Origin of the sequence: Neisseria sp. HMSC15G01 (assembly GCF_001808255.1) — a bacterium.
Classification (GTDB): Bacteria; Pseudomonadota; Gammaproteobacteria; order Burkholderiales; family Neisseriaceae; genus Neisseria; species Neisseria subflava_A.
Map to the genome: position 1 here is coordinate 33,919 of NZ_KV792693.1, position 13,444 is coordinate 47,362.

The 13,444-nt window shown below is 51.6% G+C and carries 11 protein-coding genes and 1 tRNA gene; 10 read left to right on the forward strand and 2 right to left on the reverse strand.

Annotated elements, in window-relative coordinates:
• Window positions 1-250: 250 nt before the first annotated feature.
• Both radA and HMPREF3139_RS08740 read left to right on the forward strand, forming a co-directional pair.
• The gene (radA, locus tag HMPREF3139_RS08735; RefSeq protein ID WP_070461614.1) at window positions 251-1,627 is read left to right on the forward strand and encodes a DNA repair protein RadA; all 1,377 of its coding nucleotides are present in this window, start codon (window positions 251-253) and stop codon (window positions 1,625-1,627) included.
• Window positions 1,628-1,776: 149 nt separating this feature from the next.
• Window positions 1,777-2,583, forward strand: coding sequence for a DUF4198 domain-containing protein (locus HMPREF3139_RS08740; RefSeq protein ID WP_070461615.1), 807 nt, complete (start codon window positions 1,777-1,779; stop codon window positions 2,581-2,583).
• A gap of 55 nt (window positions 2,584-2,638) precedes the next feature.
• Here the strand turns inward: HMPREF3139_RS08740 and HMPREF3139_RS08745 are convergent, their stop codons facing one another.
• Window positions 2,639-3,199, reverse strand: a complete 561-nt coding sequence (locus HMPREF3139_RS08745) for a pseudouridine synthase (protein WP_049332414.1) — start codon at window positions 3,197-3,199, stop codon at window positions 2,639-2,641.
• An 80-nt stretch (window positions 3,200-3,279) separates the two neighbouring features.
• Window positions 3,280-3,372 (reverse strand) — tRNA-Ser (locus HMPREF3139_RS08750).
• 198 nt (window positions 3,373-3,570) lie between these two features.
• On the opposite strand from HMPREF3139_RS08750, the gene HMPREF3139_RS08755 reads away from it, so the two are divergent.
• From HMPREF3139_RS08755 to HMPREF3139_RS08790, 8 genes are all read left to right on the forward strand, one after another.
• The gene (locus HMPREF3139_RS08755; RefSeq protein WP_234395463.1) at window positions 3,571-4,083 is read left to right on the forward strand and encodes a hypothetical protein; all 513 of its coding nucleotides are present in this window, start codon (window positions 3,571-3,573) and stop codon (window positions 4,081-4,083) included.
• A 52-nt stretch (window positions 4,084-4,135) separates the two neighbouring features.
• Window positions 4,136-4,753, forward strand: coding sequence for a 4'-phosphopantetheinyl transferase family protein (locus HMPREF3139_RS08760; RefSeq protein ID WP_070461616.1), 618 nt, complete (start codon window positions 4,136-4,138; stop codon window positions 4,751-4,753).
• A 93-nt stretch (window positions 4,754-4,846) separates the two neighbouring features.
• Window positions 4,847-7,165 (forward strand): MMPL family transporter, encoded by a 2,319-nt coding sequence (locus HMPREF3139_RS08765; RefSeq protein ID WP_070461617.1) that lies wholly within the window; start codon window positions 4,847-4,849, stop codon window positions 7,163-7,165.
• Window positions 7,166-7,299: 134 nt separating this feature from the next.
• Complete coding sequence (locus HMPREF3139_RS08770) at window positions 7,300-8,538, forward strand: NAD(P)/FAD-dependent oxidoreductase (protein ID WP_070461618.1); 1,239 nt, start codon at window positions 7,300-7,302, stop codon at window positions 8,536-8,538.
• 97 nt (window positions 8,539-8,635) lie between these two features.
• Window positions 8,636-9,154, forward strand: a complete 519-nt coding sequence (locus HMPREF3139_RS08775) for a hypothetical protein (protein ID WP_070461619.1) — start codon at window positions 8,636-8,638, stop codon at window positions 9,152-9,154.
• Window positions 9,155-9,157: 3 nt separating this feature from the next.
• Window positions 9,158-10,360: a beta-ketoacyl-ACP synthase gene (locus tag HMPREF3139_RS08780; protein ID WP_070461620.1), complete on the forward strand. Its 1,203-nt coding sequence runs from the start codon at window positions 9,158-9,160 to the stop codon at window positions 10,358-10,360.
• A 172-nt stretch (window positions 10,361-10,532) separates the two neighbouring features.
• Complete coding sequence (locus HMPREF3139_RS08785) at window positions 10,533-12,755, forward strand: NADP-dependent isocitrate dehydrogenase (RefSeq protein WP_070461621.1); 2,223 nt, start codon at window positions 10,533-10,535, stop codon at window positions 12,753-12,755.
• 58 nt (window positions 12,756-12,813) lie between these two features.
• A complete protein-coding gene (locus tag HMPREF3139_RS08790; RefSeq protein ID WP_070461622.1) occupies window positions 12,814-13,407 on the forward strand; it encodes a LolA family protein in 594 nt (197 codons plus the stop codon).
• The last annotated feature ends 37 nt before the right edge of the window (window positions 13,408-13,444 follow it).

A 13,444-nucleotide genomic window follows, 5' to 3' on the forward strand; every position in this document is an offset into this window, starting at 1 on the left:
CAAGGCAAGGCAAGGCAAGGCAAGGCAAGGCAAGCTTACCATCACTTTTTTGAAATAAAATCATTTTTCTAAAACTTCCATGTAAATTTTTCCTATTATGCCGCAAAAAAACAGCAAATGCCGCTGCATTAAACAAGTGATGAATACTTGAAATTATAAATAAAGTATTCATAATCCCAAGGCCGTCTGAAAACCTTCCTCACTTTTCAGACGACCTTTTCACACATCAAATATCCATAGGGAAAACACCATGGCAAAAGCCCCCAAAACCATTTACCAATGTTCCGAATGCGGTGGCACTTCCCCGAAATGGCAAGGCAAATGCCCGCATTGCGGCGAGTGGAACACGCTTCAGGAAAGCCTAGCCGCGCCCGAGCCAAAAAACGCCCGCTTCCAATCTTGGGCGGCGGACACTTCGACCGTCCAATCCCTCTCTGCCGTTACCGCGACCGAAGTGCCGCGCAATCCGACGGGCATGAGCGAACTCGACCGCGTATTAGGCGGCGGTTTGGTCGATGGTGCAGTCATCCTGCTCGGCGGCGACCCCGGTATCGGCAAATCCACACTACTGTTGCAAACCATCGCCAAAATGGCGCAAAGCCGCAAAGTGCTGTACGTTTCTGGCGAAGAATCCGCCCAACAAGTCGCCCTGCGCGCGCAACGTTTGGAACTGCCCACCGAAGGCGTAAACCTGCTTGCCGAAATCCGCATGGAAGCGATTCAGACGGCCTTGAAACAGCATCAGCCCGAAGTCGTGGTCATCGACTCCATCCAAACCATGTATTCCGACCAAATCACTTCCGCCCCTGGTTCCGTGTCGCAGGTGCGCGAGTGTGCCGCCCAGCTGACGCGCATGGCGAAACAGATGGGCATCGCCATGATACTGGTCGGACACGTTACCAAAGACGGTGCGATTGCCGGCCCGCGCGTGCTGGAACACATGGTCGATACCGTGCTGTATTTCGAGGGCGACCAACATTCCAACTACCGCATGATACGCGCCATCAAAAACCGCTTCGGCGCGGCAAACGAATTGGGCGTATTCGCCATGACCGAAAACGGTTTGAAAGGCGTGTCCAACCCGTCCGCCATCTTCCTCGCCAGCTACCGCGACGACACGCTCGGCTCGTGCGTTTTGGTTACACAAGAAGGCAGCCGCCCACTTTTGGTCGAAATTCAGGCATTGGTCGATGATGCACACGGTTTCACCCCCAAACGACTCACCGTCGGTCTCGAACAAAACCGCCTCGCCATGCTGCTCGCTGTCCTCAACCGCCACGGCGGCATCGCCTGTTTCGACCAAGACGTGTTCCTCAACGCCGTCGGCGGCGTCAAAATCGGCGAACCCGCTGCCGACCTTGCCGTCATCCTCGCCATGCTCTCCAGCTTCCGTAACCGCCCGCTGCCCGAAAAAATGGTCGCATTCGGCGAAATCGGTTTGAGCGGCGAAGTCCGTCCCGTCGCACGCGGACAAGAGCGGCTCAAAGAAGCGGAAAAACTCGGCTTCAAACGCGCCATCGTCCCCAAAGCCAATATGCCGCGCCATGACAAAGAGTTTCCGAACCTGAAAATCTACGGCGTCAGCAGTTTGCAGGAAGCGATTGACGTTTGTCGTGACGGGGACTAAACCGTTTCGATAATCCTCCTAAAAAACAATCATCTAAAAGGCCGTCTGAAAACTTTCAGACGGCCTCTCTTTAAATTTAAATATTTTTGTTATATTATAACGAACGATTTATTCTATCTTTTCTACACATCGAAAATCGGAGAGAAATCTTGAAAAAAACCGCTTTGCTTATCGCATCCACCTTCCTGTTCAGCACTGCCGCCCACGCCCATCGCGTTTGGGTTGAAACCGCCCACACACATGGCGGTGAATACCTTGAAGCCGAATTGGGCTATGGCGAATTCCCTGAGCTTGAGCCGATCGCCAAAGACCGCCTGCACATTTTCAGCAAACCCATGCAACTGGTGACTGAAAAAGGCAAAGAAAACATGATTCAAAAAGGCACATACAATTACCAATACCGCAGCAAACTGCCGGTCAAAGACGGCAGCTACTTGGTAACTGCCGAATACCAACCGACTTTCTGGTCAAAAAACAGCGCAGGCTGGAAGCAGGCAAGCATCAAAGAAATGCCTGATGCAAGCTATTGCGAACAAACCCGTATGTTCGGCAAAAACATCGTCAATGTCGGCCACGAAAGCGCAGATACCGCTATCATTACTAAGCAAGTTGGCCAACATTTGGAAATCGTACCTTTGGACAACCCTGCTAACGTCCACGTCGGCGAACGCTTCAAAGTCCGCGTCCTCTTCAATGGCGAGCCGCTGCCTAACGCCACCGTTACCGCCACATTTGACGGCTTCGACACCAGCGACCGCAGCAAAACCCATAAAACCGAAGCCCAAGCTTTCTCCGATACCACCGATGACAAAGGCGAAGTCAGCATCATTCCATTGCGCCAAGGTTTCTGGAAGGCCAGCGTAGAACACAAAGCCGATTTCCCTGATCAAAGCGTGTGCCAAAAACAGGCGAACTACACCACAATGACCTTCCAAATCGGTCATTCACATCATTAATTTTTCCATAACAAAAGGCCGTCTGAATATTTCAGACGGCCTTTATTCATTCTATTTAAGGACGATGCGGCGCAAACTGCCATTGTCCCAATTCCAAATTCAAATCAAACAGATTCAGACGGCCTATCGCCACACGAACCAAGCGTAAACACGGAAAGCCTGCTTTCGCCGTCATCCTTCGCACTTGGCGATTTTTCCCTTCCGAAATTTTGATTTCCACCCAAAAATCAGGCACGGACTTGCGCACGCGAATCGGCGGCACGCGCGGCCATAAAACATCCGCTTCGCCTTCTTCCAATACCCTAACCTCGGCCGGACGGGTGACAAAATCGCCCAAATCTACGCCACGGCGCAACAAATCCAATTTGGCTTCATCAGGAGAACCCTCCACCTGCGCCCAATAAGTTTTGACCTGCTTGAATTTCGGGTCGGCAATCTGCGCCTGCAAACGGCCATTATTGGTCAGCAGCAGCAAACCCTCGCTGTCCGTATCCAAACGGCCGGCCGGATAAAATCCCGGTTTCTCGACAAAATCCTTAAGGCATTGATGTTTTTCATGTGCAGAAAACTGGCAAATCACGCCATAAGGCTTGTTTAGAATAATCAAATCGTTCATTTCACACTTTCAGACGGCCTTAGATTCCAAGAAATTCCGGATAATAAAAAAGACACCGTATAAACGGTGTCTTTCATATTTGGCGGAGTAAGAGGGATTCGAACCCTCGATGCAGGTTGACCCCACATGCTTCCTTAGCAGGGAAGTGCCTTCAGCCTCTCAGCCATTACTCCTAAGGAAGACCGCAATATACGCTTTCTGCCCTCCTTCGTCAAGCATTACCGCCTCAAACTTTCTTAACGCCATGAAATCATTTAAATAAAAATATAATATTTTTTACATCATCCTATTTTTATACTTCTTTCATATATGTTAAAATGATTCTGTTTTCTGTAAACTTTTTCTACGCCCATTATTACAAAGGAGTTCGTATGTTACGTTTTTCTGCTTTGGTTGCCGTATCCGCCCTGATGCTTGCCGCTTGCTCACAATCTGGCAATTCCCAACCATCCACTTCCTCCTCTCAAACTTCTACTCCAAAAACAACTGCCGCCGGTTCTGCCTGCCGTAGCATGGGTGAGGGCCATAAAGTCCATGGCAAAGGTCAAAACGATATTTATATGTGTAAAGTCGATGTAGCTTTAAACTCTACCGAAGCTAAATCTGTTTTGGATCCTAGCATCCGCGTTCACTACGGCAGTACATCCGGCGCAACTTTGACTTCTCGTCAAATTGCCAACACAGTCGGCAAAACCCCTGATGAAACCTGCCAACGCGCATTCTTAAGCGCGGTTAAACGCTTCCAAAGCACTGCTCATCGCAAAAAAGCCAAATCCGTTCATCTGGTTAGCTACTTTGACAAAGTAACCAAAGGCGGTAACGAATACGAATGCCACATCGCTACATTCAACAGCCGTGTGGTTTTGAAAGGCAGCTTCCACTAAGCAATGTCAAAAATGCCGGACTTCAATATGAAGTTTGGCATTTTTCTATTTTATGGATACGACACCCCTTCACTGTCTGCTGGCCGATCCCTCTTTTGCCGCCTGCTACGACCATGCGTCTCTAAACGCAGCCGATTCCCAACGTTTGGCTACCACGCCTCAACTGGCGCAGCGTCAAGACTGGCAAGTCAGCCGCGCATTAAAACAGCAAACCGATTTACCGACTGTATCGCTGAGCCACAGCAAAGGCTTTGCCGCTTTATTGTGTGCGCCTCAGCCCTTAACAGCCGGTATCGATATCGAGTTTATCCGCCCGCGCGATTTCAAAGCGCTGTCGGCTTTAGTCTGCACGCAGGAAGAACAAGACTATTTGGAAACGGCAAACTGGCCGTCTGAAACGTTTTACCGATTATGGTGTTTCAAGGAAGCCTTGATTAAAGCGGCAAATTTGGATTTTCCGTCAGACATGAAATCGGTCGGCTATGTTTTCGATTCAGGGCAACCCGTCGGTTTACGCGCTGGAAAGCAAACCGATTGGCACGGCACAAGCGCGATTTTGGCGGATACGATGGCACTTGCCTGCGTTTGGAAGGGAAAAGCCGTCGCTCTGCAATGGCAGTTTTTCGGCTCACTCAAGCTCAATGACTTAACCGACCAGCAAACTATCTAACAACTGACAAACTAATAATAATCTGATTTAATTTACTGCACTTTTACTTATTCCACACACCAACAGCAGCATTTGCAAAAGGCCGTCTGAACGATGAATCTTCGCCTCCTAAACCGCCTCTATACTGCCCTTATCCTGTTTCTTACCCTGTTTTTGGTTTATGCCTTTGCTTCACAAACGCGTATCCAAACCGATTTGACCGCGTTGTTGCCAAGCGAGCAGCAACCCGATGCCTTGCTGACGGCCGCGGATAAAGCCGCAGAAGCGCAGCTCAATTCGCAAGTTATTTTGCTTGCCGGCAGTACCGATGCCGAAACCGCTTTTCAGACGGCCTCACAAATTGCCGACGCATGGCGCAAAAGCGGCATATTTGAACAAGTCGACAGCAGTATGACGCCGAATTTGGACAAAGTGCGGGCGGATATGCAGAAGCTGAGCTTGGCGGTTTTGCCGCAAGACGAAATCCGCCTGTTGTTTGAGCAGCCGCAAGCCTATTTTCAAGCGCGTGCAGAAGCCGCAGCCAATCCGTTTGCCGCCCCCTCCCCTTTGTCTTTAGAACAAGACTGGCTGGGCTTCGGACGCTTTGTTGCCGACAAAGCCAATCCGCAAAGCCGTTTGCAGTGGGACATGGACAACGGCATGCTGTTTGCCGAAGACAAAGGCAAAACTTGGGTATTTTTGCGCGGACGGCTCGCAGGTGGCGATCAATTTTCCGGCAACGACGCCCTCTTACCGCTGATGACGCAAAGCCGTCAAATCGCTTCGGAAAACGGCGCGGAAACCTTAAACGCAGGTGGCGCATTGTTCACCGCCGTATCCAAAGCAGCCGCAGAAAAAGAAAGCCGGTTGATGAGTATGGTCGGGCTTGGGCTGACCTTTGCGCTGCTGTTGTGGGTCTTCCGCAGCGGCCGAGTATTTTTGCTGTCCTTGCCGCTGGCCGCTGGTATGTTGACCGGATTGGCGGTCGCTTTATTAGTATTCGGCGAAGTGCATATCCTGACCATCGTTATCGGCACCAGCTTGGTGGGGATGTTGGTGGATTTCCCGTTGCACTGGCTTGCTCCGTCGGTATTTGGGCCGTCTGAAAAGACCGTTTGGCAGGCTGAATCGGCAATGAAACATGTCTTGCCAAGTTTTGCCGTCAGCCTGACAATTACCGTCTTGGGCTACGCGCTGCTGTGGTTCACCCCTTTGCCTGTACTTCGCCAAACCGCCGTATTTTCAGGCTTTGCCTTATTTGGCGCGTTTGGTGCCACCGTTTTATGGCTGCCGCCGCTGTTTCGCCGCTACCGTGCCAAAACCGTGCCTTTTGCCGCATTAACCGAAAAGCTCTACTCCTTGTCAGGCCGTCTGAAAAACCGCCTGCACAAACGCGGCTGGTTAATCGTGGGCGGAATTTTGCTGGCAGTCGGGCTGTGGCGCAGCGACTGGCGTGACGACATCCGTCAATGGGTCAATATGCCGACCGCGATGTTGGCCGAAGTACAACAGATCGGCCAGTTGAGCGGCACGGATTTTGGCGGCAAATATTTGGTGGCCGAAGCACAAAGCGAAGATGCCCTATTGAAGAAAACCGCCGAACTCGGCCGCGCCCTGCAGCCCTTAATCGCGCAAGGCAAACTTTCCGGGATCCAATCGCCCGACCAATTCATCCTGCCAACAACGGAGCAGCAAAAACTGCAAAACCGCCTGCGCGAATTGACCAAGTTGCCTGATAGCTGGAAACCGCTTACCGAAATAGGTATTCCGCGCAAAACCGTACGCGATGCCCTGCTGCAAGCTGCTGATACGCAACCATTGTCGCTTTCAGACGGCCTGAATACCGATTTGGCAGAAGCTTGGCGTTCCTTGTATTTGGGCGAAGTGGAACCAGGCCGTTTTGCTGCCGTCGTGCGTTTGAACGGCATGACCGATGAAGCCGCCGTACGCGCCGTGGCGCAACACGTCTCCGGCGTACATTGGGCAGACAAGCGCGCCCACTTAAACGAGCTTTTCCACCACACGCGCAATCAGGCCGCATGGTTGAAACTGGCTTCCTATGCGTTGGCATGGTTACTTTTGTGGAAAATGTTTGGTTTCAAACGCGGCAGCAAAATCCTTGCCGTGCCGCTGGCCGCCGCCATCTGCACCGTTGCCGTACTCGGTTTGGCCGGCATTCCCGTCAGCCTGTTTGCCATGTTCGGACTGCTTTTAGTATCCGCCATCGGCGTGGACTATGCCGTCTATGCTGCCACAGCACACCATAGCGCCCCGGCAAAATTAGGCGGTATGCTGCTTGCCGCCGCGACGACAGCCATTTCCTTTGCCCTGCTCGCCATCAGCAACACGCCCGCTGTTGCCGCGTTCGGCATGACGGTTACCATCGGTGTGGCATTCAATATTTGGCTGGCAGGCACATTGTTGAAAAATTAGACAAAAGATGAAGACGATTAAAATTGAAGCTATATTTTGTTTCGACTTCTATCGCCAAATTGCAAAAGGCCGTCTGAAAAATTTCAGGCGATGGATTAAACATTATTTATCATTAAAATCAAAGGTATTTTCAAATGTCCGTAGAATTTGACGTTGCCGTTATCGGCGCAGGCCCTTCAGGTTCGGTTGCTTCCGCTTTGCTGAACAAACAAGGCTTTAAAGTTTGCGTATTGGAAAAACAACATTTCCCGCGCTTTGTCATCGGCGAAAGCCTGTTGCCGCATTGCATGGAAATGTTGGAAGAAGCCGGTTTTGCCGACGCAGTGCATGCCGAGCCCAGCTTTCAATTTAAAGACGGTGCTGCGTTTTCATGGGGCAGCCGTTACACAGATTTCAACTTTACTGAAAAATTTTCAGACGGCCCCGGCACTATTTATCAAGTGCGCCGCGGCATCTTCGACAAAATCCTGATTGATGAAGCGGCAAAACAAGGTGTCGATGTCCGCTTCGGACATGGCGTAACCGCGTTTGACAACAGTGGCGATATGGCACGTTTGAGCGTTGCAACCGATACAGGCGAAAACTATGAACTGACTGCCAAATTCGTTTTGGATGCCAGCGGTTACGGCCGTGTCCTGCCCCGCCTTTTAGATTTGGAAAGCCCGTCCGAGCTGCCTCCGCGCCAAGCCCACTTCACGCATATTGACGACAACATCACCAGCCCGAAATTCGACCGCAACAAAATCCTGATCAACACGCATCCTGAACATCGCGATGTCTGGATTTGGCTGATTCCTTTCGGCGACAACCGCTGCTCCATCGGCGTTGTCGGCACGCCCGACAAACTGGTCGGCGAATCAGAAGCCGTGTTGAAAAAATTTGTGTACGAATGCCCGATGCTGGCGGAAATTTTGGATAAAGCCGTTTGGGAAAACGACTTTCCGTTCCGCTCTATCCAAGGCTACTCTGCCAACGTAAAAACCTTATACGGCAAACATTTCGCACTTTTGGGCAACGCCGCCGAATTCCTCGACCCAGTCTTCTCCTCCGGCGTGACCATTGCCCTGCACTCTGCCAAACTGGCTGCCGATTTGTTGGGCAAACAGCTCAAAGGCGAAGCCGTCGATTGGCAAACCGAATTTGCCGACCAACTGATGATCGGCGTGAACGCGTTCCGTACTTATGTAAACGGTTGGTACGATTTCCGCTTCCAAAATGCCATCTACGCGCCTAACCGCAGTCCTGAAATCAGCCGTATGATTTCGTCTATTCTGGCAGGCTACGCTTGGGACACGAACAATCCATTCGTGGAAAAATCCGAGCAACGCTTGTCCACACTTGCCGCATTGGTGGGCGATTTGAAGGTAGAATAAGGACGAATGCCTTTCAGACGACCTAGACTGAAAACAGAACAGGCCGTCTGAAACTTCATCCACACCATTAAATATTTTGACCGATAGATAAAACCTTATGCGATTTATCCCTTTGCTTGCCGCACTGCTGCTTTCCGCATGCGCGACCTCGCTCCCCCATCCGCAAACGCTGCCGCCGCTTTCCAAAGAAGGCCAATGGTTCAAACTTGAGCAGACCAATGCGGCGGGGCAAACCGTTCAAACCAATCTCTTGGCAGTCGAACCTCATTCAGACGGCATTCGCTTTGTCCAAACCGATGCACTGGGGGCACCGGTATCTCGTCAATCGGTCAACACCAAAGGCTGGAAAAATGACGGCTTTGTGATGCCCAATGCCAATTCGCGTCGACTGTTTGCCGCCCTGTTGCCGCTTTTGGCCGCCGAACAAGCCGCCACGCTTTACCCTGAAGCCCACCAACAAAACGCCACTCATAAAGGCTTCTGCCCTGACGGCAAAGGCGCGGTGTTCAGCTACCACGAGCGTGATTTGTGGTGTGTCGCCCACCATTCCGAACAATTCCTTATCGGCTTCCCCGACCAAACTTTCTGGACGGTCAGCCCGATTGCAGAAGACTAATTCATGAATACTCCTGTTTATCTCAGCCGTCCGGCACTGACCAGCGCATTGGGCAGCGGCTTGCAAGTTCATGCCGATGCCTTACTCACGCCGTCTGAAAACACACCCCTGACTTTTTCAGACCAATGGGTAAAAGGCAAAACGCATGCTTTCGGTGCGGTCAAAGAAACCCTGATGCCTCTGCCCGACAGCATTCCCAAAGCGCATCGCAGCCTCAACAACCAGCTTATCCTGCACGCGCTTTCGCAAATAGACGGACTGATTCAGACGGCCATTGCACGTTACGGCAAAGAAAGGGTTGCTGTCGTTACCGGTACGTCCACCAGTGGCGCAGATGAAAATATCCCTTTGTTCCAACACGTTATCCAAGGTGGTGAATGGACGGATGTTCCGTTCAAGCAGCTGCAACACACCATGGCTTCGCCCTCCGAATTTATCGCCCAAGTTTACGGTTTGGACGGCTTGCGCTATACCGTCTCCACCGCCTGCACTTCCGGCGCACGCGCCCTCATCAGCGCAGCCCGATTGCTTCGTGCCGGATTGTGTGATGCCGTGATTTGCGGCGGCGCGGATACGCTTTCTCCGCTGACGATTAATGGTTTTGCCTCTTTGGAAGTGCTTTCAGACGGCATCGCCAAGCCCTTTTCTGCCAACCGCAACGGCATCAATATCGGCGAAGCAGCCGCATTTTTCGTGATGACGCGCGATGCGGATTTTGACGGCAAAATGCAGTTGCTGGGCTATGGTGCAAGCAGTGATGCCTACCATATGTCTTCTCCCCGCCCCGACGGTTTGGGTGCTGCCCAATCCTTTCAGGCTGCTTTGGATAAAGCCAGTTTGAAAGCAGAAGACATCGGCTGGATCAATCTGCACGGCACTGGCACGCAACACAACGACAGCATGGAAAGCCGAGCCGTTGCCGAAGTATTTGGCAACCACACCCTTTGCACCTCAACCAAGCCGTCCACCGGTCATACTTTGGGTGCAGCCGGTGCGATCGAAGCCGCGTTTGCCTGGTTGATGGCCAACCGCCAATACAATCCGGAAGGCAAACTGCCGCCGCAACAATGGGACAACATACCCGATTCCGAGCTGCCCAACATCGCTTTGACCGACGAAAACAGCCGCTGGCCGTCTGAAAAACGCATTGCCGCCAGCTCGTCATTCGCATTCGGCGGCAGCAATGCTGTTTTGATTATCGGATAAGTCCTTATATTTAGGCTGTCTTTTCAGACGGCCTTTTTCTTTTCCGCAACTTAAAAAACAATAACATCAAAACAACAACCAAATCCGCCGAAATATGCCATAATAGGCTTAGCACGTTTCTTCTCGCGATGTGCCCGAAAAGAAAAACTTAACCTACATAGAGAATAATCCCATGACTAAATCCACCATTATCTATACCTACACCGACGAAGCTCCTGCATTGGCCACTCAATCCCTGTTGCCAATCGTGCAGGCGTTTACCCGCCACGCCGATATTGATGTCAAAACCAGCGACATTTCTCTCTCCGGCCGTATTTTGGCGGCGTTTCCCGAATACCTGACCGAAGCGCAACGCGTACCCGATGCGCTTGCCGAATTGGGCGAACTGGTGAAACAACCCGATGCAAACGTGATCAAACTGCCGAACATCAGCGCATCCGTACCTCAACTGACGGCCGCGATTAAAGAATTGCAGTCTAAAGGCTTTGCCGTTCCCGACTATCCTGCCGATCCTCAAACCGATGAAGAAAAAGCCGTACGCGAACGCTACGACCGCATCAAAGGCAGTGCGGTAAACCCTGTCCTGCGTGAAGGCAACTCCGACCGTCGCGCGCCTAAAGCAGTGAAAAACTTTGCGAAAAAACATCCGCACAGCATGGGCGCATGGACCAAAGATTCCAAAACCCATGTTGCCACCATGCAAAGCGGCGACTTTTTCCATAACGAACAATCCGTTACCGTACCTGAAGCGACTTCCGTATCCATCGTGTTCACCGACAAACAAGGCAACAAAAAAGAGCTGCGTGAACCTGTTGCCTTGAAAGCCGGCGAAATCATCGACGCGACCGTAATGAGCAAAAAAGCCCTGCTCGCCTTCCTTGCCGAACAAGTGAAAGACGCAAAAGCTAAAGGCGTATTGTTCTCGCTGCACATGAAAGCCACCATGATGAAAGTGTCCGACCCGATTATCTTCGGACACGCCGTCAAAGTGTTCTTCGCGCCTGTATTTGAAAAATTCGGCGACAAACTGGCTGCCGCAGGCGTCAACGTCAACAACGGCTTCGGCAACCTGCTTGCCAATCTGGACAAACTGGATGCGGACACCCGCGCCGCCGTTGAAGCTGAAATCGCTGCCGTTTACGCCGCCAACCCTGATTTGGCCATGGTTGATTCCGACAAAGGCATTACCAACCTGCATGTTCCTAGCGATGTCATCGTCGATGCTTCTATGCCTGCGATGATTCGTAATTCTGGCCGTATGTGGGACAAAGACGGCAAAGCGCAAGACACCAAAGCCGTCATTCCTGACAGCAGCTACGCCGGCGTTTACCAAGCAACCATCGACTTCTGCCGCGAACACGGCGCGTTCGATCCGACAACAATGGGTACCGTTCCTAACGTCGGCCTGATGGCGCAAGCAGCCGAAGAATACGGTTCGCACAACAAAACTTTTGAAATCGAAGCCGACGGCCAAGTTCAAGTCATTGATGCAGCTGGCAATGTCCTGATGCAACACGACGTTGAAGCCGGTGACATCTGGCGTATGTGCCAAACCAAAGACGCGCCCGTCAAAGACTGGGTACAACTCGCCGTCAACCGCGCCCGTCTGAGCAACACGCCAGCCGTGTTCTGGCTCGACGAAAACCGTCCGCACGACAAGAGCCTGCTCGCCAAGGTTAAAGCCTACCTTGCCGAACTGGATACCAACGGTCTCGACATCCGCGTCCTCGCTCCCGAAGAAGCTGCCAAGTTCAGCTTGGGTCGTCTGAAAAACGGCGAAGACACCATCTCTGTAACCGGTAACGTCCTGCGCGACTACCTGACCGACTTGTTCCCAATTTTGGAACTGGGTACCAGCGCGAAAATGCTGTCTATCGTTCCATTGATGAATGGTGGCGGTATGTTTGAAACCGGCGCTGGCGGCTCCGCACCGAAACATGTCCAACAATTCCTCGAAGAAAACCACTTGCGTTGGGACTCTTTGGGCGAATTCCTCGCACTCGCCGTATCGTTTGAACATCTGGCGCAAAAAACCGGCAACTCCAAAGCCCAAGTCCTCGCCGACACTTTGGATGCAGCCACCGAAAAACTGCTGTTGAACGACAAATCGCCTAAACGCAAAGCAGGCGAACTCGACAACCGCGGCAGCCATTTCTACCTCACCCTCTACTGGGCGCAAGAATTGGCGGCGCAAGACAAAGATGCCGAACTGAAAGCCGCATTTGCTCCATTGGCAGCCGCTTTGACTGCCGACGAAGCCAAAATCGTTGAAGAACTCTCTGCCGTACAAGGCAAAGCGGTCGACATCGGCGGCTACTACGCAGCCAATCCTGAAAAAGCGGCACAAGCGATGCGTCCAAGCGCAACCTTTAATCAGGCCTTGTCAGCCTTATAATTAAAGCAATAAAAGGCCGTCTGAATTTTCAGACGGCCTCAAACCTTATGGAAGCACAATGAAAAAAAACATTCTTTCTCTTACTCTCCTCATCAGCGCTCCGGCTTTGTGGGCATTTTCCCCTGCCGAATTGGCACAAACCCTGCAAAAACCGCAAAACGTGCAAGGCAATTTTGTCCAACAACGCCAGCTTAAATCCCTCAGCAAACCCATGACCACCAGCGGCAGCTTTACCCTTGTCCCACAAAAAGGCCTGCTCTGGAAAATGCAAAAACCATTTGAAACCACCCTGCGCGTGCGTTCAGACGGCATCATGCAATGGAACGGCAGCCAATGGGTCAACCCAAATGCCAGCAAGCTCAACGGCCAAAGCCGCCAAATCAAACTCTTCCTCGACCTTTTGGGCGGCAATACCCAAGGCCTGGAAAAACAATTTGATTTGAAATTAAACGGCAACGAGAAAAAATGGACGTTGACCTTAACTCCGAAAACCGCCATTACCCGTCAAATCTTCAACCGTATCGAAATCAACGGCGATACGCTGGTACGTAAAATCGAATTAGACGAAAAGCAAGGCGACAAAACCATCATGCAGTTCAACCAAATCCAAACTGATAAAGCCCTGGACAGCTTCAGCCGTACCGCCCTCTAAATTGCCTATTCCAACAAAAGGCCGTCTGAAAATAGAT

What these genes read in the sequence shown, in the direction of transcription:
- radA (WP_070461614.1), top strand. Translation starts at nt 251, where the DNA reads ATGGCAAAAGCCCCCAAAACCATTTACCAATGTTCCGAATGCGGTGGC.
- HMPREF3139_RS08760 (WP_070461616.1), top strand. Translation starts at nt 4,136, where the DNA reads ATGGATACGACACCCCTTCACTGTCTGCTGGCCGATCCCTCTTTTGCC.
- HMPREF3139_RS08780 (WP_070461620.1), top strand. Translation starts at nt 9,158, where the DNA reads ATGAATACTCCTGTTTATCTCAGCCGTCCGGCACTGACCAGCGCATTG.
- HMPREF3139_RS08775 (WP_070461619.1), top strand. Translation starts at nt 8,636, where the DNA reads ATGCGATTTATCCCTTTGCTTGCCGCACTGCTGCTTTCCGCATGCGCG.
- HMPREF3139_RS08765 (WP_070461617.1), top strand. Translation starts at nt 4,847, where the DNA reads ATGAATCTTCGCCTCCTAAACCGCCTCTATACTGCCCTTATCCTGTTT.
- HMPREF3139_RS08790 (WP_070461622.1), top strand. Translation starts at nt 12,814, where the DNA reads ATGAAAAAAAACATTCTTTCTCTTACTCTCCTCATCAGCGCTCCGGCT.
- HMPREF3139_RS08770 (WP_070461618.1), top strand. Translation starts at nt 7,300, where the DNA reads ATGTCCGTAGAATTTGACGTTGCCGTTATCGGCGCAGGCCCTTCAGGT.
- HMPREF3139_RS08755 (WP_234395463.1), top strand. Translation starts at nt 3,571, where the DNA reads ATGTTACGTTTTTCTGCTTTGGTTGCCGTATCCGCCCTGATGCTTGCC.
- HMPREF3139_RS08745 (WP_049332414.1), bottom strand. Translation starts at nt 3,199, where the DNA reads ATGAACGATTTGATTATTCTAAACAAGCCTTATGGCGTGATTTGCCAG.
- HMPREF3139_RS08785 (WP_070461621.1), top strand. Translation starts at nt 10,533, where the DNA reads ATGACTAAATCCACCATTATCTATACCTACACCGACGAAGCTCCTGCA.